Annotated in this window: 16 protein-coding genes and 3 pseudogenes; 9 read left to right on the forward strand and 10 right to left on the reverse strand. The window is 70.4% G+C overall.

Annotation, left to right across the window (positions count from 1 at the left end):
- Positions 1-17: 17 nt before the first annotated feature.
- Genes ACICHK_RS07200 through ACICHK_RS07210 form a run of 3 tightly spaced genes read right to left on the reverse strand, consistent with a single transcriptional unit; the run spans position 18 to position 3,205 of the window.
- Positions 18-839 (reverse strand): family 16 glycosylhydrolase, encoded by an 822-nt coding sequence (locus tag ACICHK_RS07200; protein WP_406836267.1) that lies wholly within the window; start codon positions 837-839, stop codon positions 18-20.
- Positions 836-2,113: an NAD(P)-binding domain-containing protein gene (locus ACICHK_RS07205; RefSeq protein ID WP_406836268.1), complete on the reverse strand. Its 1,278-nt coding sequence runs from the start codon at positions 2,111-2,113 to the stop codon at positions 836-838. The genes ACICHK_RS07200 and ACICHK_RS07205 overlap by 4 nt, the downstream gene beginning before the upstream one ends.
- A gap of 36 nt (positions 2,114-2,149) precedes the next feature.
- Positions 2,150-3,205, reverse strand: coding sequence for a phosphotransferase family protein (locus ACICHK_RS07210; RefSeq protein WP_406836269.1), 1,056 nt, complete (start codon positions 3,203-3,205; stop codon positions 2,150-2,152).
- A gap of 140 nt (positions 3,206-3,345) precedes the next feature.
- Here ACICHK_RS07210 and ACICHK_RS07215 point away from each other — a divergent pair, with 140 nt between their 5' ends.
- The 3 genes and pseudogenes from ACICHK_RS07215 (at position 3,346) to ACICHK_RS07225 (ending at position 7,072) form a co-directional block, all read left to right on the forward strand.
- Complete coding sequence (locus ACICHK_RS07215; RefSeq protein ID WP_406836270.1) at positions 3,346-4,578, forward strand: ATP-grasp domain-containing protein; 1,233 nt, start codon at positions 3,346-3,348, stop codon at positions 4,576-4,578.
- 180 nt (positions 4,579-4,758) lie between these two features.
- Positions 4,759-6,075, forward strand: a pseudogene (locus ACICHK_RS07220) (UDP-glucose dehydrogenase family protein); the annotation flags it as partial.
- A gap of 19 nt (positions 6,076-6,094) precedes the next feature.
- Entirely contained in the window at positions 6,095-7,072 is a 978-nt protein-coding gene (locus ACICHK_RS07225; protein WP_406836271.1) for a UDP-glucuronic acid decarboxylase family protein, read from the forward strand.
- 102 nt (positions 7,073-7,174) lie between these two features.
- Here the strand turns inward: ACICHK_RS07225 and ACICHK_RS07230 are convergent, their stop codons facing one another.
- Positions 7,175-7,849, reverse strand: a complete 675-nt coding sequence (locus ACICHK_RS07230) for a family 16 glycosylhydrolase (protein WP_406841175.1) — start codon at positions 7,847-7,849, stop codon at positions 7,175-7,177.
- On the opposite strand from ACICHK_RS07230, the gene ACICHK_RS07235 reads away from it, so the two are divergent.
- The 3 genes and pseudogenes from ACICHK_RS07235 (at position 7,746) to ACICHK_RS07245 (ending at position 11,325) form a co-directional block, all read left to right on the forward strand.
- Positions 7,746-8,141, forward strand: a complete 396-nt coding sequence (locus ACICHK_RS07235; protein ID WP_406841463.1) for a hypothetical protein — start codon at positions 7,746-7,748, stop codon at positions 8,139-8,141. The two genes, ACICHK_RS07230 and ACICHK_RS07235, sit on opposite strands and share 104 nt — an antisense overlap.
- A gap of 1,034 nt (positions 8,142-9,175) precedes the next feature.
- Positions 9,176-9,823 (forward strand): annotated as a pseudogene (locus ACICHK_RS07240) (oxygenase MpaB family protein); the annotation flags it as partial.
- On the forward strand, positions 9,820-11,325 hold the full coding sequence (locus ACICHK_RS07245) for an aldehyde dehydrogenase family protein (protein WP_406836272.1): 1,506 nt from the start codon (positions 9,820-9,822) through the stop codon (positions 11,323-11,325). The pseudogene ACICHK_RS07240 and the gene ACICHK_RS07245, both read left to right, overlap by 4 nt.
- 61 nt (positions 11,326-11,386) lie before the next feature.
- Here ACICHK_RS07245 and ACICHK_RS07250 read toward each other — a convergent pair whose 3' ends face one another.
- The 3 genes and pseudogenes from ACICHK_RS07250 to ACICHK_RS07260 all read right to left on the reverse strand — a co-directional run bounded on the left by ACICHK_RS07250 (position 11,387) and on the right by ACICHK_RS07260 (position 14,318).
- The gene (locus tag ACICHK_RS07250; RefSeq protein WP_406836273.1) at positions 11,387-12,013 is read right to left on the reverse strand and encodes a TetR/AcrR family transcriptional regulator; all 627 of its coding nucleotides are present in this window, start codon (positions 12,011-12,013) and stop codon (positions 11,387-11,389) included.
- 227 nt (positions 12,014-12,240) lie between these two features.
- Positions 12,241-12,468: pseudogene (locus tag ACICHK_RS07255) on the reverse strand (long-chain fatty acid--CoA ligase); the annotation flags it as partial.
- A 134-nt stretch (positions 12,469-12,602) separates the two neighbouring features.
- Positions 12,603-14,318 (reverse strand): subtype B tannase, encoded by a 1,716-nt coding sequence (locus tag ACICHK_RS07260; RefSeq protein ID WP_406836274.1) that lies wholly within the window; start codon positions 14,316-14,318, stop codon positions 12,603-12,605.
- A gap of 431 nt (positions 14,319-14,749) precedes the next feature.
- On the opposite strand from ACICHK_RS07260, the gene ACICHK_RS07265 reads away from it, so the two are divergent.
- On the forward strand, positions 14,750-15,688 hold the full coding sequence (locus ACICHK_RS07265; RefSeq protein ID WP_406836275.1) for an ABC transporter substrate-binding protein: 939 nt from the start codon (positions 14,750-14,752) through the stop codon (positions 15,686-15,688).
- A 23-nt stretch (positions 15,689-15,711) separates the two neighbouring features.
- Here the strand turns inward: ACICHK_RS07265 and ACICHK_RS07270 are convergent, their stop codons facing one another.
- The 3 genes from ACICHK_RS07270 to ACICHK_RS07280 form a co-directional block, all read right to left on the reverse strand.
- Positions 15,712-17,376, reverse strand: coding sequence for a polysaccharide deacetylase family protein (locus ACICHK_RS07270; RefSeq protein WP_406836276.1), 1,665 nt, complete (start codon positions 17,374-17,376; stop codon positions 15,712-15,714).
- 109 nt (positions 17,377-17,485) lie between these two features.
- The gene (locus ACICHK_RS07275; protein ID WP_406836277.1) at positions 17,486-18,988 is read right to left on the reverse strand and encodes a glycosyltransferase; all 1,503 of its coding nucleotides are present in this window, start codon (positions 18,986-18,988) and stop codon (positions 17,486-17,488) included.
- A gap of 118 nt (positions 18,989-19,106) precedes the next feature.
- Positions 19,107-20,450 carry a nucleotide sugar dehydrogenase gene (locus ACICHK_RS07280; protein ID WP_406836278.1) on the reverse strand — a complete coding sequence of 448 codons (1,344 nt, stop codon included), beginning with the start codon at positions 20,448-20,450 and terminating at the stop codon, positions 19,107-19,109.
- A 319-nt stretch (positions 20,451-20,769) separates the two neighbouring features.
- On the opposite strand from ACICHK_RS07280, the gene ACICHK_RS07285 reads away from it, so the two are divergent.
- Together ACICHK_RS07285 and ACICHK_RS07290 are read left to right on the forward strand one after the other, a co-directional pair.
- A complete protein-coding gene (locus ACICHK_RS07285; protein WP_406836279.1) occupies positions 20,770-21,852 on the forward strand; it encodes a hydrogenase expression protein HypE in 1,083 nt (360 codons plus the stop codon).
- Positions 21,853-21,902: 50 nt separating this feature from the next.
- Positions 21,903-23,684, forward strand: a complete 1,782-nt coding sequence (locus ACICHK_RS07290; protein ID WP_406836280.1) for a nickel-dependent hydrogenase large subunit — start codon at positions 21,903-21,905, stop codon at positions 23,682-23,684.
- The last annotated feature ends 39 nt before the right edge of the window (positions 23,685-23,723 follow it).

Here is a 23,723-nt window from a genome sequence, read left to right on the forward strand (position 1 = left end):
GGACCGCTGACGACGCGTCAACGCTGCCAGACCCGGACCCAGTCCACGAGCATCCGCGCCGAGTCGGTGCCGGGAGGCGGGGCGTAAGGGAGGCCGACGGCCAGATTGATGAGCACCTCCATGGGTACGTGGGGAATCCGCTCCGGGGCGGTCACCCGGAATCGTTCCACCCCGTCCACGTACCAGACCAGTCTGTCCTTCTCCCAGAGCACCGCGAAGACGTGGAAGTCATCGGGGAAACCGGCCGCTGTGAAGGTTCCCTTCTGTTTCCGCTTGTCCCCCTCGGCATCCCGCCAGTGCACGAACATCGACAACTCGCGGGTGGTGCCGAGAAACTCCATGATGTCGATCTCGGGCGGGGTGTAGCGGCTCGCGGGCATCATCCAGAACGCGGGTGCCATCCCGCCCTGGACCGGGATGCGGATGGCCGCCTCGAAGTAGCCGTAGGTGAAGGTCTTCCGCGGCCGGGCGTACCAGTTGTCCCGGCCGGTGGAGATCATGCCGGACACCCAGGGGTAGAGCTTCCCGTCGCTGCCGCGGACGGCGCGGCGCTGGGCTGTGAGGGTCAGCTCTCCCCCGCTCACGGTGACCTGGCCGGGCTGGTACCACTCCAGTTCGTTGTTGCTGCTGATGGTGCAGCCGCGCTCGTTCCAGTCGTAGCACGTGGTCCAGCGGCCCTTGTCGAGACGTGAGCCGTCGAAGTCGTCGTGGAGGACCGGTCGCCAGGCACCGGGCGTCGGGGGCCCGGACACCGCCGCGGTACCGGGCGTGGAACCGCAGGCGCCGCACGCCGCCAGCAACAGCATGAGCACGACGAGCAACGCGCCCCGTGACGTCATGGGCGGGTGCGTGTCCCGGCCGCGACGGAACGAACCAGCCGACGCGCGGCGAATCCGGTGCCGGCGACGAACCGCAGCACGGGACCGAAGGTGGGAGCGGCGGCCAGTCCGGTGAAGTACAGCCCGGGCACGGAGGACTCGAACCCGGCCGACAGCCGCGGCACTCCCTGGAACGTCCTTATTTCCCGGCGGAGTTCGGGTGCCAGCAGTCCGAGCCGGCCGACGTCCACCCGGTACCCCGTGGCCAGCAGGAGATGGTCGGCCCGCAGCACCCGTGCGTGCCCGTCGGCGTCCACGAGGTCGAGCTGCACCGTCCCGTCCTCGGCCCCCGCGGATCGGATCGTACGGCCGCGCAGCACCGGGATGTCGTCCATGCGGGGCCGCAGCCACCAGCCGCCGGACGGTCCGAGCACGTTGTGCAGCAGCCGCATCCGCGTGCCCTGCGGAAGATGGCGGATGACACCGCCGCCGTAGCAGCACGCCACGTGCGACCAACCCGGTCCGAGCGCCGAGCCCGGCTGGAGGATTCGTACCGGACGCGGCCGGTCGGACGGCCGGTCGGTGTCGGGCGGACTGCCGAACGCCACGGACGCCGCGCGGGCGATCACGGTGGGAAGGGCCCCGGCCTCGTGCAGCAGGGCGGCGCTCTCCAGGGCCGACTGCCCGGCGCCGAGGACGGCGACCCGCTGCCCCGAGAACCGGCTCAGATCACGGTGCCGGCTGGTGTGGGAGACCAGTTCCCCGGGAAGGGCGCCGGTCAGTTCCGGGGGCTCGTAGGCGAACGGGACCTGTCCGGTGGCCATCACCACCTTCCCGGCGAGGAACTCCTCGCCGGATTCCAGGGTGACGGCGAACAGCCCGTCCACGTGCTCGACGGCACGGACCTTCTCGCGCTCCAGTTCCGGCAAGCGGCGCTCCTGGAACCACCGCCCGTAGGCGATCATCTCCTCGACGGGGATGGGGTACCGGTCGCCGACGGGTCCGCGTCCCCGCGCGGCGCGGAAATCCTCCAGCCGGTATCCGGACTCGGGCGTGGAGATGGAGGAGGCCGCGGGGACGGACTTCAGATACATGCCCGCGGGCATGTTGGCGTACCAGCACTCCATGGGCTCGCCGAACACCCGCCGCGGCGTTCCCGCCGCGCTCAGCCAGGCGGCCGTGGCCAGCCCGTAGGGGCCCGCCCCGATGACGACGGCGGGCAGCCGCCCCGGGGAGTGGACGCCCCCCTTCCTGGCAGCTCTGTGCCGGACGCTGAAGCCGGTGTTCATGGGCATGGTCGTTCCTTTTGTTCTCGCGCGGCGCCGAGCCCCTCACGGCCGCGTACCGGCCCAACGGGCGCATTCGCCGAGCACGGGTGCGACGGTGTGGGTGAGCCACCCATAGCTGTGGCCGAACCTCGGAGATTTGCGGACGTTGTTCGCCACGTGCCACAGCCAGCTCAGCAGGGGGATCGCCACCGGGTCGGCGACCCCGTGGTCCGGGTCCAGCCCGGCCAGCGCGAGCAGGGGGCGATCGGCGTCCGGTACCCGGCCGGCACGCAGCGTCTCGGCGACCAGGCCGCCCAGCGGACGGCCGGTGAGGGTGCTGCGCAGGGCCAGTACGAAGGAGTAGGCGTCGATCTCGCACGGCCCGTCGGCGCGGCCGCTGCTCCAGTCGAAGACACCGGTGACCCGGATGGGGGTGCCGTCGAGCAGGACGTTGCCGGGGTGGTAGTCGCCGTGGGTCCAGCCCTCGGTCAGCACGGCACCGGCCATGGCCGCGTCCAGCCGGTGGCGCAGGGCCTCGAACTCGGCCGCTCGTCGGCCGGACCGGTAGCGGGGCATTCCGGCGGAGAGGGCGCTCAGCTGCGACTCGCACCAGGCGGGTGCCCGATCGGTCGCCTTGCGGGGGCGTCCGGTGGCGGCCCGCAGGTCCGCCAGCAGTCGCATGGCGGGGGCCACTGCGGCGTACGGGTCCCCGGAGGTGTCCGGGATCAGCCGCTCCGCCGGGACGCCCGGGAGCGCGGTCTGGGCGAGGGTCCCCGCGGGCCCGGGCGAGCCGACGACCCGGGGCAGGAGGGCGCGCCAGGGGGTGAGCCGGCCGTCGGCGCCGAGTTCCTGGAGGACTTCCCGCTCCCGCGCCGTGACGGCCGCTCCGGCCTCGTCCCTGGGGTGTTTGAGCACCAGGTTCTCCGCGCCGTGCCGCAGCTCGAACACCAGCAGGCCCGCCTTGGGCAGGGTGGGGCGCCGGACCACGGTGATGTCCCTGGGACCGGCGCCGCGTACGAGCCAGTGGGCCCGGAGGCGGTCGTCGAGACCGGCCAGCGCGCGCGGGAAGTAGAGGGGCAGCAAACCGGAGAGCGAGGACATCTTGGAGGGTGTCTTCATACCAGACCTTGCCGGGCTGCCAGCGGCACGACCCGTGCTTGCCGGGGACGATGAATGCGGACGATGTGTCACCATTGAGTTGATTCACGAGCTTCGTCCATGTTAGTGCCTTTCGGGAGAAGCTTCCCGGAGAGGGGCGGGTGGTCCTCTTGCTGGACACCTCGGTGCCCGTGCTCCTCGCCAGGATCGGCAACTATCCGCTGCACCACGGCAGTCTGGGCGTGGTGCGCACGGTCGGGCGGCTGGGCGTCCCGGTCCATGCCGTCGTCGAGGACCGGTTCACCCCGGTCGCGCTCTCACGCCACCTGACGAGCAGGATCGTGTGGCCGACGACCGGCCGCGAGGAGCCGGAGCGGCTCGCGGACGGTCTGCTGTCCATCGGCCGGGCGATCGGCACCCGGTGCGTGGCGGTGCCGACCGACGACGAGGCGGCGATCCTGCTCGCGGAGTACGCCCACCGGCTGAGGGAGTGTTTCCTGATCCCGTCGGTACCGGCCCACCTGCCGCGCCTGCTGGCCTGCAAGGCGGGCCTGCACCGGCTCTGCGCCGAGGCCGACGTGCCCTCGCCCCGGTCACGGGCACCGGAGAGCCACGACGAACTGGTCGACGCGGGCCGCGAGCTCGGTTATCCGCTGGTGCTCAAGAACCTGGCGCCGTTCAGCAGGCTCCGCACCCCGGCCGTCAGCGGCACCACCACCATGGTGCCCACCGAACGGGCGATGCTCGACCGCTTCCCGAAGGCCGCGCCACCACCCGTCCTCGTGCAGGAGTACATCCCCCGGCAGCAGGCGGAGGACTGGATCACCCACATCTACTGCGGCGCGGGCGGTGTTCCGCGCGCCCTGTTCACCGGCCTGAAACTGCGCTCCTGGCCCCCGTACGCGGGCATGACCGCCCGGGCCGTGGCATTGCGCAACTCCGAACTGGCCGGTCTGGCGGAGCGGCTGTGCCGCCGCGTTGGCTACAGCGGACTGGCGGATCTCGACTGGCGTTACGACCGCCGGGACGGGCAGTACAAGCTCGTCGACTTCAATCCGCGCACCGGTGCCCAGTTCCGCCTCTTCGAGAACGTCCACGGAGTCGACGTCGTCCGTGCCATGCATCTCGACCTGACCGGCCGGGACGTGCCGGACGGCGCCCAGGCCGAGGGGCGGGTCTTCGTCGCCGGCCAGCTGGATCTCGCGTCGGTCGCGGCATGGCTGCGTCATGAGCGTCAGCTGCCGCCCGACCTCCTGAGCGAGCGGCCCACCGAGCGGGCCTGGCTCTGCCGGGACGATCTCCTGCCGGCCGCGGCCGAGACGATCCGGTTCACGGCGCTGGTGATGTGGCGCCTGCTACGACTGGAGCGTTCCGGCCCGGCCGGACGCCGCTGACCGGAGGGTTCACCGGCGCCCCGTCGGCCGATGGCCGATGGGGCACTTCCGTCCGCCACAGGCCGGGCCGCGAGACCGCCGAGGTCACGGCCCTCTCCACGACACACGTTGACCTCGGCCCGCCCTGGGGCGAATATGTACATATACGCCGTAAGCATACGGACCGTCTCGGAGAGGGACATGCGCTTCACAGTCATCGGCACCGGGCACGTCGGAGCAGTCCACGCCGCCCGCATGACGGAGACCGGCCATGAGGTCCTCGGCGTCGACGTCGACGAGGAGCGGGTCGCGGCGCTCACCGCCGGGCATCCCCCGTTCTACGAGCCCGGCCTGTCCGGGATGCTCCAGCGGACGGTGGCCGCGGGCCTGCTGCGCTTCACCACGTCGCTGGACGAGGCAGCCCTGTTCGCCGACACGCACTTCGTCTGCGTCGGCACCCCGCAGCGGCCCGACTCGGGCGCCGCCGACCTGCGCCACGTCGAGGCCGTGGTGGACTCACTGGCGGCGGGGCTGCGCGCCGCGGACCACGACGGGGCCCTCGTCGTCGGCAAGTCCACCGTGCCGGCCGGTACGGCGGACCGGCTCGCCGCACGGCTGCGCGGGACCGGCGCCGAGATCGCCTGGAACCCGGAGTTCCCGCGCGAGGGGTCCGCGGTCCAGGACACCCTGCGGCCGGAACGCATCGTGGCGGGCGTCCGCTCGGCGCGGGCCGAGGCACGGCTGCGCGCGGCCCGCGCGCCCCTCGTGGCGGACGGCGCGCCGTTCATCGCCACCGACACCGTCACCGCCGAACTCGTCCAGGTGGCCTCGAACTCCTTCCTCGCCACCAAGATCTCCTTCATCAACGCCATGGCCGAGATCTGTGACGCCCTGGGCGCCGACGTGCTCACCCTCGCCGAGGCGATGGGCACCGACTCCCGTATCGGCCCCGCCTTCCTGGCTCCCGGCCTCGGCTTCGGCGGCAGTTGTCTGCCCAAGGACATACGGGCCTTCACCGCACGGGCGGAGGAGATCGGCCGGGGCGAGTCGGTGGCGTTCCTGCGCCAGGTCGACGAGATCGACGCACGGCAGCGCCTGCGTACGGTCGGTCTCGCCGAGCGGTCCGTCGGCGGGAGCCTCGAGAACCGTGACGTGGCGGTCCTGGGGGCTGCCTTCAAGCCCGGCAGCGACGACGTGCGGGACTCTCCGGCACTCGCGGTCGCGGAGGCGGTGCGCCGGCGCGGAGCCCGGGTCCGGGTGCACGACCCGGAGGCGGTCGACAACGCCCGGGCCGCGTACCCCGACCTGCAGTACGCCCTGGACGTGACCAAGGCGTGCGAACAGGCCGATGTCGTCCTGCACCTCACCGAGTGGCCCCAGTACCAGGAGCTCGACCCCGCCGCCCTCGCCACCGTGGTGCGCAGCCCGGCCATGGTCGACGCCCGCAACACCCTCGACGCCCGGGCCTGGCGATCGGCGGGCTGGCGGCTGAGCGCCCCGGGCCGTCCGCGGCTCGGCCGAGCGGAAGGAAGATCTCATGCGTGTGATGGTGTCCGGCGGCAGCGGCTTCCTGGGGTCCCATCTGTGCGAGGAACTGCTCCGCAGGGGCGACAGCGTCTACTGCCTGGACAACTTCTCCTCGGGCCCGAAGGCCAACATCGCCCGTCTCCTGCGCCGGCCCGGCTTCCACTGCGTTCCGTGCGACATCACGGAGCGGTTCCGCTTCCCCGGGGAGGTCGACGCCGTCGCGCACCTCGCGTCCCCCGCGTCCCCGTCCGACTACCACCGCCATCCGCTCGAGACCCTGGCGGTCGGCAGCCGGGGAACGGAGAACATGCTGCGGCTGGCCGAGAGCCGGGGAGCGCGCTTCGTCCTGGCCTCCAGCAGCGAGGTCTACGGGGACCCCGCGGTGCACCCGCAGGGCGAGGACCACTGGGGGCACGTCAATCCCATAGGCCCCCACGGCTTCTACGACGAGGCCAAGCGTTTCGCGGAGGCGCTCTCCAAGGCGTACCGGCGCAGTCATGGGGTCGACACCGGGATCGTCCGGATCTTCAACACGTACGGTCCCCGCATGCGTCCGCACGACGGCCGGGTGGTCTCCAGCTTCATCAGGCAGGCGCTCCAGGGGGAGCCCTTGACGGTATTCGGCGACGGCAGCCAGACACGGAGCTTCTGCTACGTCGACGACCTGGTCCGCGGCCTGATCGCCATGCTCGACTCCGCCGAGCCGGGTCCGGTCGACCTGGGCAATCCGGAGGAGCGCACGGTTCGGGAAGTGGCGGAACTGGTGACGGGGATCACCGGATCGAGCGGGGAGTTGCGCTTTCTTCCGCTGCCCGTCGACGACCCCGTCCGCCGACGCCCCGTCATCACCCGGGCCCGCGAGGTGCTCGGCTGGCAGCCGCGGGTGCCCCTGGAGGAGGGGCTCCGGCACACGGTCGACTGGTTCGCGGCGGAGGCACGGTCACGCGTGCGAGCACCGGAGCGGGCCGTCGCGGCCGGGCCGTCATGACGTGACACCGCGTTGCCGCACGGAGGTCGGCGCTTCGGGGGGCCGACGGTCCGGAGGGCGCCGGTCGCGCGAAGCGGCCGGCGCCCTGGCGCGCGGGTGGTGTCAGTGCTGCCAGACCCTCACGTAGTCGACCATCATGTCGGCGGGGACCACGTTGGTCCCGCTGTGATCGGGGTTGATGCCGTTGTTGAGGATCAGGTACATCGGGGCGGAGGTGATCCCGGAGGTGATCTGACCGACCTGCTTTCCGTCGTAGTAGTACGTGACGGAGCCCTGCTTCCATTCGGCGCCGAACGTGTGCCAGCCGCCGGAATAGGTACCGGAAGCACAGCCGCCCGGACCGCCCGCGTCGGAATGGAAGTGGTAGCAGGCGGAACCGCCCAGGCCTTCCATGATGTCCATCTCGCCGTCCGTCGGCCAGTTCTGACCGTCGGTCCAGAAGGCGGGCCAGTTGGCCATCTTCGTCCCGGCCGAGGGCGCGTAGATGCGGGCCTCGAAAGCGCCGTAGGTGAACTGGGCCTTGCCGTTGGTGTTCACCAGGCCGGAGACGTAGGGATACGTCGTGCCTCCGACGGTGGTCGGCTTCTCGATGAGCTTGAGGTGGAGGGATCCGTCACTGACGGATACCTGCGACGGAGAATAGGCGGACGCCTCGGCGGAGTTCACCGGTTTGGTGACGCACCCGGAACACCCGAGCCAGTTCGAGTTCCACTTGGAGCCGTCGAGGGAGGTGGCGTTGAATTCGTCGCTGAAAACCCGGTTCCAGGTTCCGGGGATTCCGACGGGCGCGGCGGCGGTCGTGGACGGCACGGAGGCCGTCACGCTCGAAGTGGGCGTCGACGCCGATGTCGACGTCGGCGACGGCGCGGAGGACGTCACGCTCGACGTGGGGGTCGACGCCGACACCGATGTCGGCGTGGGGGACGCGGGCTGCGTGGCCGTGCCCGAGGGGGTCGAAGCCGTCGGCGTCGGCGTCGCGGTGGAGCCGGTGCCGGTGCCGGCACCGGTGGTGAAGGATTTCACCGGAGAGGCGCTGTACCAGCGGTCGTGGAACTTGTACGCGACGTAATACGTATAGGTGCCGTCCGGGAACGCACGGGAACCCGAGGTGTACGGGGTGGACCGGGTTCCCAGCGTGGTCGCGACGGCTCCGGGGAAGTCGTACTTGCCACCGTCCGCGGATCGTACGGCGACGGTCAGGGCCTGCAATTTGATCGTTTTGGTGCTGTGGACCGTGGCGACGGCTTTGGACTGTCCGTTCGAGGCGGCCGGCACGGACAGGGAATCGACCACGACGCCGGGGGTGGCGGCTTCCGCCCGGTCGGTCTGCGTAAGGACGCCTCCGGCGAGCGCGGCGGTGGCGACCGCGAGCACACCCAGTTTTGTTCGCATGGCGCGAGGACGGCGGTGTTTCCGAATATCAGTTGTGCAATTCATTGGCATGTACGCGTGACCTTTCGCCCCATGCGACAGCTTGGTCATTTACCGAACAAGTGAGAAATGACGGACCGAACGGTCATGGACTCTGCGCGAGGCGAACTCGATCCGCAAGTACCTGGCCGGCGCCGGAACACGCCCGCACCCCTGGAAATTCCTTTCTCGCAGCCGAGTTGAACACGCCGGGCCGGGCCCAGTGACGTCCGACACGCCCTGGGACAATTCGGTCATATTTCCCGAATCGCACGGTACCAGCGGGATCTGACACCCAGTGAGCCCTTTTCGGGGTCGCCGTTCCGGGAGGGGGCGGCCGCGGCACGCGGCCCGCACCCCCTCGGGACGCCGACGACGTCCGCTCCACTTGTCGGACGCTCCGTCACACTCCCCCGCCTTCAGGGGAGTTGGTGACGCACACATAAAACGAGGCGTCTTCACGAGCACCCTCGCCCCTCCGTCACGTCCGGAGTATTGACGCCCGATGAAACAACTCAATAGTTTCAGTATCATCGGCTCACCCGGGGGGACTCGCTTCGCCGTCCCGACCTGAACGCCGGCAGTCCGCAGATCCGACCGCTCACGCCGCGATTCCGGCAGGAGGGATCACCCATGGGCCGCTACGGCCGACTCCGCCGCGTCCGGCAGATGGACCCGCGGCAGGACTTCGAGCAGATCCACGGCCGTTACCGGATCGCCGACGAGGACTTCCGCTGCGTCCTGGCCACCACGGTGGTGGGACCCAAGCGGTGGATCGACCGGTTCGGCTGGCGGCGCCTGTGCGAGCAGGAGACCGAGAGCCTGGCGCTGGTGGGCCGACGGACGGGCGAGATGATGGGCATCTCCGGCGTGCCCGACACCTACGCCGCGTTCGAGCGGCTCCACGACGACTACGAGCGGGAGATGTTCGCCTACGATCCCGCCAACCGCAGGGTCGCCGCGGCCACCCTGCGCGTCATGGCCTCCTGGTACCCGGCCCCGGCACGGCGCCTGGCGTCCCGGGTCGCCCTCGGCGTCCTGGACGAGCCGCTGCTGGAAGCGCTCGGCTTCCGCCCGGAGCCGCGCCGGCTGCGGATCGCCGTCCACCGCGCGTTCCGCGCCCGGGCCCGGCTGATCAGGCTGCTGCCCGCCCGGCCGGAGTGGTTCCCGCGCAGGCCCGAGGCGCGCACCTACCCCTTCGGCTGGACCCTGGACGACCTGGGTCCGCACTGGGCGCACTCCCGTCCGCCGGCCCCGCTCCGGGAGGAGACGCCACCGGAACGGGCCTCCGCTCCGGCACGGCCGTCCGCCCCCGACGCTCCCCGTCAGGAGACCCGATGACCGACACCGCCCCGGCCGCCGCGGCCGGCCCCGCGACCTTCACCACGTACTCCCCCGCGACCGGCGAACCGATCTCCGCCCACCCGGTGGACGGGCCGGAAGAGGTCTCCCGCGCCGTGGCGCGGGCCCGGACCGCCCAGGCCGGCTGGGCGGCGCTGCCCGCCTCCCGGCGCCGCGACCACCTGCTGCGCTGGAAGAAGGCCCTCGCCGCCGACCTGGACACCGTGGCCCGCACCATCGCCGAGGAGACCGGCAAGCCGGCCGGTGACGCCGCGCTGGAGACCGTGCTCACGCTGGAGCACCTAGGCTGGGCCGCCCGCAACGCCGGACGCGTGCTGCGTCGGCGGAAGGTGGGCACCGGACTGTTCGCCGTGCACCAGCGGGCCTCGCTGGTGCACCGGCCGCTGGGCGTGATCGGCGTGATAGGCCCCTGGAACTACCCCCTGTACACCCCGATGGGTTCCGTCGGTTACGCCTTGGCCGCGGGGAACGCCGTGGTCCTCAAGCCGTCCGAGCTGACCCCGGGCACCGGGGTCCTGCTGGCCGGGCTCTTCGACGCCGCCGTGCCCGGGCACGCCGGGCTGCTCACCACCGTCACCGGCGCGGCCTCCACCGGGGACGCCCTGGCCCGCTCCGGGGTCGACAAACTGGCGTTCACCGGTTCGCCGGGGACGGCCCGCAAGGTGATGGCGGTGTGCGCCGAGACGCTGACGCCGTTCCTCGCCGAGTGCGGCGGGAAGGACGCGGTGATCGTCACCGCGGACGCGGACCTGGACGCGGCGGCCGACGCGATCGTGTGGGGCGCGCTGAGCAACGCGGGACAGACCTGTGCGGGGGTGGAGCGCGTCTACGCGGTGCGCGAGATCCACGCGGCGCTGTGCGAACGGGTGGTCGAACGGGCCGGGGAGCTGCGCCCGGGCGCCGGGGCGGACGCCCCCTACGGCCCGATGACCCTGCCGGGCCAGGTCGCGGTCGTCGAGCGGCATGTGACCGACGCGGTCTCTGCGGGCGCGCGGGCCCTGCTGGGCGGGCCCGAGTCGGTCCGCGCCCCGTACGTCTCGCCGGTCGTGCTGACCGGCGTCCCGGAGGACGCGGCGGCGATGGCGGAGGAGACCTTCGGGCCGGTCGTGGCGATCAACCAGGTGGCCGACGTGGACGAGGCGGTGGAGCGGGCCAACGCCTCGCGCTACGCCCTGGGGGCCGCGGTGTTCTGCCGCGGCGGGCGCGCCGGCGCCGCGATCGCGGCGCGACTGCGCGCGGGGGCGGTGTCGGTGAACTCGGTGCTGGGCTTCGCGGCGGTGCCGGCGCTGCCGTTCGGCGGTTCGCAGGACTCCGGCTTCGGACGGATCCACGGCGAGGAGGGGCTGCGTGCCTTCACCTCCGTGCAGTCGACCACGGTGCAGCGGTTCACCCCGCCGGTCGCGCTGACCTCCTTCGGGGTCCCGGCGGCCACGCGGGACCGCGCGGTGCGGCTGGCGCGGGCACTGCACCGGCGCCGCTGAACGGCCGGCACCGCTCCGTCCGCCCCCGCCCGACCCCGGCCGGGTGGGTCGGGCCGGTCGGTCAGGCGTCCAGCAGCGGGGCCAGGTAGCGGCGGGCGAAGGCCCTGGCCTGGTCCTCGTCCTCCATCTCGATGCAACTGGCCGGGTTGAGCAGGAAGGACACGGCGACCCGCACCATCAGCTCGGCGACCGGGCGCGGGTTGTCGTCGGGACGGCCCTCGGCCTGCTGGGCGCGGCGCAGATGGACCGTCAGGTACTCGACGGTGGCGGAGAGCGAGGAGCTGCCCTGCACGGTCAGGTAGGGCAGCACCACCTCGGGTTCGAGGCGCAGCAGGCCGCCGAAGAGCGGATGGGCGCGGGTGTGGCGCAGGGCGACCACGAAACCCTCGACGACCCGCTCCTTCATGGTCGGCAGCGCCGCCACCGCCGCGTCCAGCCGCTGGAAGAACCGGCCGAGTTCGCGCAGCAGGGTGTCCTCGACCAGCTTGTCCTTGGTCTGGAAGCGCCGGTAGACGGTGACCCGGGAGACACCGGCCCGCTTGGCGACGTCGTCCACGGAGGAGCGGCGCAGTCCCAGGAGGGTGAACTGCTCCAGCGCCGCGTCGAGGATCCGGCGCCCCGTGCGGTCCTCGGGCTCCGGCCGGTCGAGGGCCCGGGCGAGCCACGATTCGTTCGTGTCAGCTCTCATGGTGCTCCTCACGATACCGGCAGAGGATCCCTGGAGAGTCGCTGACACATTTACCATATCTTTGTAACTCACCTGCTAGCCCCACCCCGCCCGGCCTCGCCCGAGCAGTCGACGGCACCTGGATCCCGGAGGACCTGACGGGCCGTCGACTCACCGGCGAACAGGCCGCTTTCGCCGCGGCCGGACGCGGGGCACGGGACGCGGGGCAAGGGCGAACGCGGCCCGGGTCAGTCCTGGTAGAGCTTGGACAGCTCGGCGGCGCACTTGTCCCGGACGACCCGGCGCCGCATCTTCAGCGACGGCGTCAGCTCGCCGGTCGCCGGACCCCACTCCTCGGCCGGCAGCTCGTACCGCTTGACCTGCTCGGTGCGGTTGAGCCGGGTGTTGGCGGCGGCCACCGCGCGGTCCACCTCCGCCCGGACCGCGGGGTGTTCCGCCAGCCCGGCCGGCCCTCCTAGGGCACCTCCCGGCCGAAGGCTGGGGGACGTCGTCGACCGACGACAACGCCGCTGGGGGTACCCCCTGCTCGAAGAGCTCGGGGTAGTGCGTGCCACACCCCGCGTCCCCGCCATGATCGACCGGACAGGTCCTAGCGTCCGGCGGAACCGTGGTGAGGTGCGGCGAGCGGGTCGCCGGCCTTCTCGACCACCCCGGCGATCCAGGCCATCGCCTCGGGCACGTCGTAGTTGCCGGCGTGCGGCTGGTTCCAGGCGAGCCGGTAGTCGACGTTCTCGACCTGCCTGTCGGCCTCCAGCGCCCGGTCCAGGTTGATCGAGACGATGAACGAGGTGTCCCGGTCGCGCGTGCCGTTGCGGACGTACCAGTTGGGCGCGGTGTCGGCGTTCGTGCCGATGAAGTCCATCGGGTCGATCAGGTGGATCTGGTCGTCGAGGGTCGTGCTCTTCTCGGCGGTGTACTGGTCCCAGGTCAGTCCGGTGTCGTCGAGGCCGCTGCCGTCACCGGCCACGTCGTTGTGGTTCCAGCTCCACTCGGTGTAGTTCATGTACTTCTGGGTGTACGGGCCGAAGAGGTTGGTCTCGGTCCCGCTGGTGGTGTTCCCGTGCACGCCCACGGCGTCGAAGGCGGGCGTCGTCTTCAGCCTGGCCTGGGTGGCGACGAACGTCAGGTACTTCGCCATGTCGACCGACAGCACCTCGTCCGCCGCGTTGTCGACGTCGATCCAGTCGTTCACGTACGACTTCGTGGTGGATCCGCCGGGCCCGCCGGAGGTGATGTCGAAGGTGGCTCCGAGCGCCGGGACGGTGTTGGCCGGGTCGGCCCTCATGTAGGCCTCGGCGGAGCGGACGACCTCCTTCTCGATGGTGTCCAGCATGCTGTCCGCGGTGAGCCTGGAACCGTCCGGGTTGCGGAGCTTGAGGCTCTTCTCGTACGCGGGGAACCCGGCCGCGATCTCGGCGGCGTCCCCGGGCGTGGCGTTCGAACCGGTCGCGTCACGGGTGCCGAGGACGTTGTAGAGCCACTCGTAGGCCGTGTCGGCGTTGCCGAGGTCGGTGATCGGGCAGTACGCGTCGACCGCGAACACGTCGTCGCGCAGGGTGCTGCGGCCCTTGGAGTCGATGCCCGCCGCGCCGATCGCGGCGAGGTGGGAGTCGTACTCGGCGCTGTTGCCCGCGGCCCCCAGGATCGAGGACAGCGCGCCACCACCGCTGGTGCCGTTGACGACGATCCGCTCGGCACTGCCGGGCATGGCGGCGTCGTTGAGGCGGAGGTAGCGGACCGCCGCCTTGGCGTCGACCACCGCGGCGGGGGCCTTGCCCGGAGAGGAGCCGTCGGCGCCGATCAGCCCCCGGCTGCGGTTGGCGACGTCCACGAAGACGTAGCCGGCCTTCAGCGCCGCGCCCACGTTGCTCGTCGCGCTGTTGTAGGACGAGCCGTCGTTGACGCTCGCCTTGATGTAACTGGCCATCCAGCCACCGTTGTTCACCGCGAAGTAGACCGGCGCGCGCTGGTCGTCGAAGGTGCTCTCGGGCACGAAGACGTTCATGCTCTCGTAGCCGCAGCGGGTGTTGCCGATGGTGGTCGAGCCGAAGATGCCGGACTGCTGCGCGGCCGCGGCGACCGGGGCGGCGACGTAGCAGATCTCTTTGTAGGCGCGGACCTTGACCGGCCGGCCGTCGACCGTGACGGTGAGCGTCGTGTAGGCGCCGGCATCGAAGGCCAGGGCGGCGTCCTGCGGGTCCGCGACATCGCCGGCATGGCCGTGCCGGGCGGCCTGCCCCTGCGCCGCGACCGCGAGGGAGGGCGTCGCGGCGGCCGTCAGGGCGAGGGAACCCGCTATCGCCATGCCCCTCAGGAGGCGTCCCCGGCCGGGGGCGCGTCCTTCCGGTTCATCCGTCGGACGGGTGGAGGCTGCGCGATCGGAGGATTCCGAGAGCCACTGCATGGGTTCTCCCCTTGTCGAGTTATCGAGTGATCCGCTGACACCTCGGGCCCAAGGCGTGACGCACGCTACAAGATTGTTAACAAAATACCCAGCAATTTTGCAAACATTTGCGAGTGTGTGTCACGCGCGGCGCGTTGACACAGGAAGCGACAAATCGCCCCAATAGTCAGCAAAGATCAGTTATTGGCGTAACTTGCCGAGTTGTGGCACAACAGGCACCTGAGAGGAGCCGTCCGGATGGCGGGACACGGAAACCGCATGGGGTCGCGATCGTCGAGCGCCCGCGCCGAGGGCGGACCGACCGCTCCCGGTGGCCTCGGGCGGAACCGCCCATGACCGCCCGTGCCTGCCGCGGCTCCGTCGCGACGAGACACCTCGCCGCGCTCGGAGCGATGACGGTCGTCGGCGCTCTCGCCCTGACCGGCTGCAGCGACGACTCCCCCAAAAGCGCTTCGCCCTCCGTGTCCGGCACGGGCAAGGCGCCGCTGTACGACGAACTGCCGAGGTCGGTGAAGAAGGCCGGCGTCATCAGGGTCGGCTCGGACATGCTCTACCCGCCGATGGAGTTCGTCCGCAACGGCAGGCCGACCGGCGTCGACCCCGACCTCGCCGCCGTGCTGGGCAGGCAGTTGGGGGTGAAGTTCCAGTTCGGCAACAGCGCGTTCGACACCCTGCTCACCGGTCTGCGGGCCAAGCACTACGACGTCGTGATGTCCTCGATGACCGACACCAAGGACCGCCAGGAGGGGTTGGACCCCTCCACCGGGGAGAAGATCGGCGAGGACGTCGACTTCGTCGACTACTTCAAAGCCGGAACGTCGGTCATGGTGAAGAAGGGCAATCCGGAAGGCGTCAAGACACCGGCCGACCTCTGCGGCAAGAAGGTGGCCGTGCAGAGCGGCAGCACCGCGTACGACCTCCTCCAGGCCCAGAAGTGCGACGAGCCGATCGACATCGAGATCTTCGACACCCATGACCAGGCGCAGGCCCGCCTCAAGTCCGGTGCCGTGGCGGCCGATGTCGCCGACTACCCGGTGGTCGCCTACGCGGTGAAGACCTCGGGCGGCGGCAAGGACTTCGAGACGGTCGGCGAGCAGCTCAACACCGGTCCCTACGGCATCGCGGTGCTGGCCTCGAACACCGGACTGCGGGACGCGATCCAGGCGGCCCTGAACGCCAGTATCCGGGACGGTTCCTACGGGAAGGTCCTGGACGAGTGGAACGTCGGCGAGGGCGCGGTGACCGACGCCGTCATCAACAGCGGCACCTGAGCGGGCGCCGGACGGTCAGCAGGTCACCCGTGGCTCGCCGTGCCCTTGAGCGGCGAGATGTCGAGCGACTTGAAGACCGGCCACTGGTTTCCGTCCTTGTTGATGCCGGACCGGATGGTGATACCGCCGGAGAGCCGTTCCGACGGCTTGTCCGACGCGTAGCTCAGTTTCGCCCGGCCGTCGATGTGGGCCGTGGTGGTGTCCCGCCGGACTTCGATGGTCACGGTGTGGTCGGACTTCGGGTCCAGCGGCTGCGAGGCCACCTTGTAACCGTCGGCCAGCAGAGTCGCCCGGCCCCGGGTGACGACCACGGTCATCGGTTCCTTGCTGTTGGTCCGTACACCCAGCGCGGCCTGGTTGGTGCCGTTGCCCAGCGACCCGATGAGCGCGGTGGCCCTGTAGTCCGTCCAGTCGACGCTGCTGTTCAGCCGGTAGTCCGCCTTGGCGTACCGGGGTGTCAGCGGCGACGAGGGCGCCTTGCCCAGGAAGACCTCGAAGCTCGTACGGGTCTGACGTCCTCCCCAGTTCTCCGGCTCGGACAGCGGCCGGTGCGCGTCGGGGGGTACCTGGACGTTCTGCCCGACCCTGTCCAGCATCTGGCCGGGAGTGGTCCGGGCGACGATCTCGACGCGCTGGACGAGGCCCTCCGCCGCGGCCCGCCTGCTGGCGGTGAGCGGAACGCTGGAGTGGTCCGTCATCACGATGGGGAAGAGTTCCTTGAGCAGGTGCCTGGCCTGTGAGTCCGTCGAGTCGGCGTCCTGCTGGCCCGGCCCGTCCGAGAAGGGGATGGCGAACATCGACGGGGCCGGCATGCCGTGGCCGGTGATGTCCTTGACGGAGCCGGCGAGGTCGTGGACCACCCTGGTGCGGTACTCGGCCGGGTTCTCCCGCCGTCCCTCGTCCTTCAGCCACAGACGGTTCATCAGCGGTGCTCCCGTGTTTCCCGTGGCATCCACCTCCTTCATGCCGTGCATGGCACGGGTGTGGCTCTGGAAGTCCCAGCGGCCCGACCGGTGCATCCGCTCGATCTCGCGCCAGGTCAGGTAGTAGGGCCGGTGCTTGTCCATCGACCCGGTGATCAGGGAGATCGTGCCGTGCATCTTGTGCTTGGCCAGGATGCGGTCGGCGTACTTCCACAGCCCGTCGGTGCCGTCGTCGAAGGTGATCAGTACCGAACGTCGCGGCACCGGACCGCCGTTCATGTAGTTGGTGAACTGCTTCGCGCTCAGGGTGCGGTAGCCGGCCTGCTCCAGCGCGGTCAGCTGGGCGTCGAACGCCTCCGGGGTGAGCACGTAGGGGCTCTTGCTGTGCTTGTTGACGTCGTGGAAGGTCAGCACCACCGGCGGAGCGTGGTCCGGCAGTGCCGCACCCCGCCTCGCCCAGCTGATCTGGTCCGACATGCTGATGCGTGCCCGGGCCAGCGGCGCCTGCGGGGTCATGTACTTGCGGCTGAGGTAGCGCTCGATGCCGACGGCGCCCGACGCCACCACCACGGAGAGGGTGAGCGCCCCGAGCAGGACGCGGACGGGCCACTGCGTCCAGCCGCGGCCCCAGCCGTGACCGCGGCCACGGCTGCGGTCGTGGCCGGCCTTCTCGGCGTAGTCACCGCGGAAACAGGGTTCCGGACCGTGTCCGTGGTCGTGCACGGCGATGCCGGCAGGCTCGCGCCGCTTGCGCTCCAGAGCCATCAGAGCACGCTCCCTCGCGACAGAACGATCAGATAGATGCAGCTCACCACCGCGATGGCGACCACATCGGTGATCACTCGGACCGACTTGCGCCGCAGGAATTCCTTCATCACCGAGTCCTCGACCAGACACCGCGACGGATGGTCGCGAGGGAGTAGGGCAGCAGCCAGGACAGCAGCAGCGCCGACAGCAGACTCATCAGCGGCCGGTAGCGCCAACGGGCGTCACCGGGATTGTCGATCTTGAACGCCAGGCCCCAGATGCTGCCCTTGAGCACCACGCCGCACAGATACAGCACGCTCACGAAGATCCCGCCCTGCATCGGGGACAAGATCATGTGGCGGACCGCCATGAACGGCGCGGCCAGCACCCACAGCACATGCCCGTAGTACAGACAGGACGGTCCGACGCCCCGCCGCCACATGAAGGTGCCGGTGAAGAAGGTGTTGCGGATGAAGCTCTTCTTCCAGCGGATCTGCTGCTTCATGAACGGCCGGAAATGCTCGGGCACGTTGGTCCACACCTTGGCCGACTGGACGTAGCCGATGCGCCACTTGCGCTCGGGATAGTCCTGCGCGGTGACGAACGGGGAGTCGGCGTACTGCTTCTTCAGCTTCTTGCCGACCCACAGCTGTCCCAGCACGTAGCCGGTGAGCTGACGGTCGGTCGCGAACCGGAAGGGCGCTCCCATGAAGCGGTCGCCGGCCCAGGCGGGGAAATAGTTGTACACCGCGTCCCGGCGGAAGACCGCCAGAGGACCGGAGACGCAGGTGACCGATCCGAAGACCGACTCGGCCGCCTTGGCCACCCGGAACTGCCCCTCGTACCAGACGTCCTGCGCCCGGGTGAAGAGCGTCTCGTCGACGTTCAGTGCCCGGCAGTGGCCACTGACCGCGCCCAGCTCGGGGTGGTCGACCAGGGCCTGCACACACTTGCGCAGGGCGTCGGGCGCCAGGATGCAGTCGGAGTCCGTGAACGCCAGCACATCGCCGGTGGCGATGCTCGCGCCCCTGACGAGGGCGTGCTTCTTGCCGAGGTTCTTCTCCAGCTTGAGCAGGGTGATGTCGAGCTCTTCCGCCAGCTCCTCCAGGATCTCCCGGGTCCCGTCCTCGGAGAGGTCGTCGATCACGATGATCTCCAGGGCCGGGTAGTCGCCGGCCGCCATCGAGCGGACACACCGTTCGATGTACTCGGCCTCGTCCTTGACCGCGAGCAGGAAGGACACCTTCGGCACGGCCGGCAGGGACGGGAAGGACGCGAGGTCCTTCGGGCGCCTGCGGAGCGTCCGGACCGACGGGTCGTCGTAGCGGCTGTACGCGATCTGCAGCATGGCGATGGTGCCGACCAGCACCGTGATGCCGTAGCCGATGACCAGCGGCTTCTCCGGCACCAGCGGGAACTCGCGGGCCAGGATGAGGCCCAGCGGCAGCAGGCAGAACATCGCCAGCACCCGCCGCACCGCGAAGCGCACGTCGGTATGCATCCGGTTCGTCCAGCGGGTCAGCCGGCCGGCCGGGCGGTTCCAGGTGGCGGACGAGCGGACCGGCGGCAGCGGCACGGTCGTCCTGGGATGCGGGTTCGGCAGGATCAGTCCGCACGAGGCGGGGGTCATCGGATCGGTCGCACGCCCGGTGCGGTCGTCGGTCGTGCGGTGGGATTCGGTAGGCGCGGCCTGACCTGGTACGCCGCCTCGAGGGCCGCGTCCGCGGCGGCCGGCGTGTTCAGGTCGGTCACAGTGTCTCCTTGGCCGCCACGGTGTCGAGGCGGTAGGTGGCGTCGAGGACGTCGTCGCGGTCCTCGAGCCAGGCCAGGTCGTCGCCGGGGTGGACGGTGTGGACCAGGACCAGGTCCCATGCGTGGGTCTGGGGGGAGAGCAGGCTCTCCTGGATGTCGCCGGCCACGTGTGCGGCGCGGACCATGGAGTCGGTGAAGCGGACCCGGGCGCCCTGGCGGGCGAGTTCGTCGAAGATCTCCAGGGCGGGTGATTCGCGCAGGTCGGCCACGCCGGGCTTGTAGGCCATGCCGACGATCAGGATCCGGGCGCCGGTCAGTGGTTTGCCGCGCTCGCCCAGGGCCTCGCGCACCCGGCGCACCACGTGGTGGGGGCGGGAGGCGATGTTGTTCATGGCGGCCTCGACCAGGGGGGAGGTGACGCGTTCGGCGCGCAGCTGCCACAGCAGGTAGTGGGGGTCGCAGGGGATGCAGTGCCCGCCGACGCCGGGGCCGGGGTAGAAGGGCATGAAGCCGAACGGCTTGGTGGCGGCGGCCTCGATGACCGGGATGGGGTCCAGGCCCAGCACCCGGCAGTTGTCGGCGAACTCGTTGGCCAGGGCGATGTTGACCGCGCGGAAGGTGTTCTCCCACAGCTTGGTCATCTCCGCGGCCTCGGGGGAGTCCAGCACGTAGACCGAGGAGGCGGTGCGGGAGAGGACGTCGACGGCGCGGTCGATGGTCTGCCGGCCGGTGCCGCCGACCACCCGGGGGGTGGTGTCCTGGGTGTGGTCGGCGTTGCCGGGGTCGATCCGCTCGGGCGAGAAGGCCACGAAGATGTCCTGGCCCACGGTGAAGCCGCGCTCGGTCAGCGGTTCGGTCAAAAGGTCGCGGGTGGTGCCGACGTAGGTGGTGGAGGTCAGCATCAGCAGCTGGCCCGGCACCGCGTGCTCCACCACGGTGGCCGCCGCAGCCCGCAGCGCCCGCAGGTCCGGGGCCAGGTGCTGGTCGACGGGGGTGGGCACGCACACCAGTACCGTCCGTGCCCGGGCCAGCGCGGCGGGATCGTCGGTCAGCGTGAACCGCGGGTCGTTGTCGAAGCGGGCCAGGCGTTCCAGGTCGCTGGGCAGCAGGTCCACGTTGCCGGCGCGGACGGCGGCCAGCCGCTGCGCGCTCACGTCGATGCCGATGACCTCGGTGCCCGCGGCCAGCAGGCCCAGTGCGGTGGGCAGGCCCACGTAGCCCAGGCCCACCACCGCCACCGCACCCGGGTGCGGCCCGGCCGGGGCGGCCGGGCCGGGCACGGTCTCGAACGCGGCACCCAGACGCAGGCCCTCGGTGACGGGCAGGGTGTTCACAGGCATGACGAAAGCTCCAGCGGAATCACTCGTGGGAAACACGCGCCGGCGGGCGCGCACGCATTGCCGCGGCCGGAGACCCCGAATCTCACTCGCGCAATGTCCTTGGCTTCAACAACCATCCCAAATATCCATATTCGGGACAACGGCCAAAAGTCCCGAAGGATCGGCGAACCGCCTTTGAGCTCCCGTTCACCGCGGCGGACAACGTGCGGCACGGCGATAGGGCCGGTTCGCACTTACCGCCGGCACCTCCGGGCGGTAACCCTGGGAGAGGCTGTTTGGCCGGCTACGACTGGAATACGCCGATTCCCAGGAGGGCTCGATGAACGCCCCGACCGCGACGACGGCGGACCCCACCGCGCAGGACGAGGCGCGGGAGGACCCGACCGTCCACATTCTCTGGATCAACGCGGGGCTGAGCTGCGACGGGGACTCGGTCTCGCTGACCGCCGCGACCCAGCCGAGCATCGAGGAACTGGCGCTCGGTGCCCTGCCGGGGCTGCCCAAGGTGGCGGTCCACTGGCCCCTGATCGACTTCGAGTGCGGGCCCGTGGAGGGCGCCGACACGTTCATCGAGTGGTTCTTCAAGGCCGACCGGGGTGAGCTGGAACCCTTCGTGCTGGTCGTCGAGGGGTCCATCCCGAACGAGCGGGTCAAGCCCGAGGGCTACTGGTGCGGTTTCGGCGACGACCCCGAGACGGGCCAGCCGATCACCACCAGCGAGTGGCTGGACCGGCTCGCCCCCAAGGCGCTCGCCGTCGTCGCCATCGGCACCTGCGCGACGTACGGCGGCATCCACGCGATGGCCGGGAACCCGACCGGCGCGATGGGCGTGCCGGACTACCTCGGCTGGGAGTGGAAGTCCCAGGCGAGCATCCCGATCGTCTGCATCCCGGGCTGTCCCGTGCACCCGGACAACGCCTCCGAGACCCTGCTCTACCTCCTGTACCAGGCGGCGGGCGCGGCCCCCATGATCCCGCTGGACGAGGAGCTGCGGCCTACCTGGCTGTTCGGGGCCACCGTGCACGAGGGCTGCGACCGGGCCGGCTACTACGAGCAGGGACAGTTCGCCACCGAGTACGGATCCCCCGAGTGCCTGGTCAAGATCGGCTGCTGGGGCCCCGTGGTCAAGTGCAACGTGCCCAAGCGCGGCTGGATCAACGGCGTGGGCGGCTGCCCGAACGTCGGCGGCATCTGCATCGCCTGCACCATGCCGGGCTTCCCCGACAAGTTCATGCCGTTCATGGACGAACCGCCGGGCGGCCATGTGTCCGCCACGGCGAGCGGGATCTACGGATCCGTCGTGCGGCGCCTGCGGAACATCACCGCGAAGACCGTCGACAAGGAACCGAAGTGGCGCGGCAGGAGCGAGGAACTCACGACCGGCTACAAGGCGCCGTGGTGACCACGGCCACCCGCTGAGCAGGACACTCGACAGGAAGGTGGCGCGGCACCATGGCGACGGCGACGAACAGGCCGGCCGGTGACGGCCTCACGGAGATGTCGTGGGACCCGATCACCCGCATCGTGGGCAGTCTCGGCATCCACACGAAGATCGACTTCAAGGCGAAGCGGGTCGCGGAGTGCTACAGCACCTCGTCCGTCTTCCGCGGTTACAGCGTGTTCATGCGCGGCAAGGACCCGCGCGACGCGCACTTCATCACCAGCCGGATCTGCGGCATCTGCGGCGACAACCACGCCACCTGCTCGGTCTACACCCAGAACATGGCGTACGGCGTGGCACCCCCGCACATCGGGGAGTGGATCATCAACCTCGGCGAGGCCGCGGAGTACATGTTCGACCACAACATCTTCCAGGAGAACCTGGTCGGCGTGGACTACTGCGAGAAGATGGTCCGCGAGACCAACCCCGGCGTGCTGGAACAGGCCGAGCGCACCGAGGCCCCGCACGCGGCCGACCACGGCTACCGCACCATCGCGGACATCATGCGCTCGCTCAACCCGCTGGAGGGCGAGTTCTACCGCGAGGCGCTCCAGGTCAGCCGCTACACGCGGGAGATGTTCTGTCTGATGGAGGGCCGCCACGTGCACCCCTCCACGCTCTACCCGGGCGGCGTCGGCACGGTCGCGACCGTGCAGCTCTTCACCGACTACCTGACCCGGCTCACCCGCTACGTGGAGTTCATGAAGCGGGTCGTCCCGCTCCACGACGACCTCTTCGACTTCTTCTACGAGGCCCTGCCCGGGTACGAGGACGTGGGCCGGCGCCGGGTGCTGCTGGGCTGCTGGGGCGCGCTGAACGACCCCGAGCACTGCGACTTCCAGTACGCCGGCATGGAGGACTGGGGCCGGCGCATGTTCGTCACCCCGGGTGTCGTCGTGGACGGCAAGCTGGTCACCAACAGCCTCGTCGACATCAACCTCGGCATCCGCATCCTGCTGGGCAGTTCGTACTACGAGGACTGGTCGGGCATGGAGAAGTTCGTCGAGCGGGACCCGCTCGGCAATCCCGTCGACGAGCGGCACCCGTGGAACCAGCACACCATCCCGGCCCCGCAGAAGCGGGACTTCGACGACAAGTACAGCTGGGTCATGTCGCCGCGCTGGTTCGACGGCACCGACCACCTGGCCCTGGACACCGGCGGCGGCCCGATCGCCCGGCTGTGGTCCACGGCGCTCTCCGGTCTCGTCGACATCGGCTACGTCAAGGCCACCGGGCACAGCGTGCAGATCAACCTGCCGCGCACGATGACCAAGCCGGAGATGGCGCTGGAGTGGAAGATCCCGCAGTGGAGCAACGCCCTCGAACGCAACCGGGCCCGCACCTACTTCCAGGCGTATGCCGCCGCGGCCGCCCTGTACTTCGCCGAGCAGGCGATGGAGGAGGTCCGCGCCGGACGCACCCAGACCTGGGAGAAGTTCGACGTGCCCGACGAGTCGATCGGCTGCGGCTTCACCGAGGCGGTCCGGGGCGTGCTGTCCCACCACATGGTGATCAGGGACGGCAAGATCGCCAACTACCACCCGTACCCGCCGACCCCGTGGAACGGCAGCGTGCGCGACTCCTACGGAACACCGGGCCCCTACGAGGACGCGGTGCAGAACACCCCCATCTTCGAGGAGAACCCGCCCGAGAACTTCAAGGGCATCGACATCATGCGGGCCGTCCGCAGCTTCGACCCGTGTCTGCCGTGCGGTGTGCACATGTACGTCGGCGGCGGACGGACCGTGGAGGAGACGCACATGCCGACGGGGCTGAGCGGACTGGCCGGCTGACCTTCCCCGGATCCGTTGTTCATCGCGATCCGACCTTCC

Source organism: Streptomyces sp. AHU1 (assembly GCF_045343905.1).
Lineage (GTDB): Bacteria > Actinomycetota > Actinomycetes > Streptomycetales > Streptomycetaceae > Streptomyces > Streptomyces triticiradicis.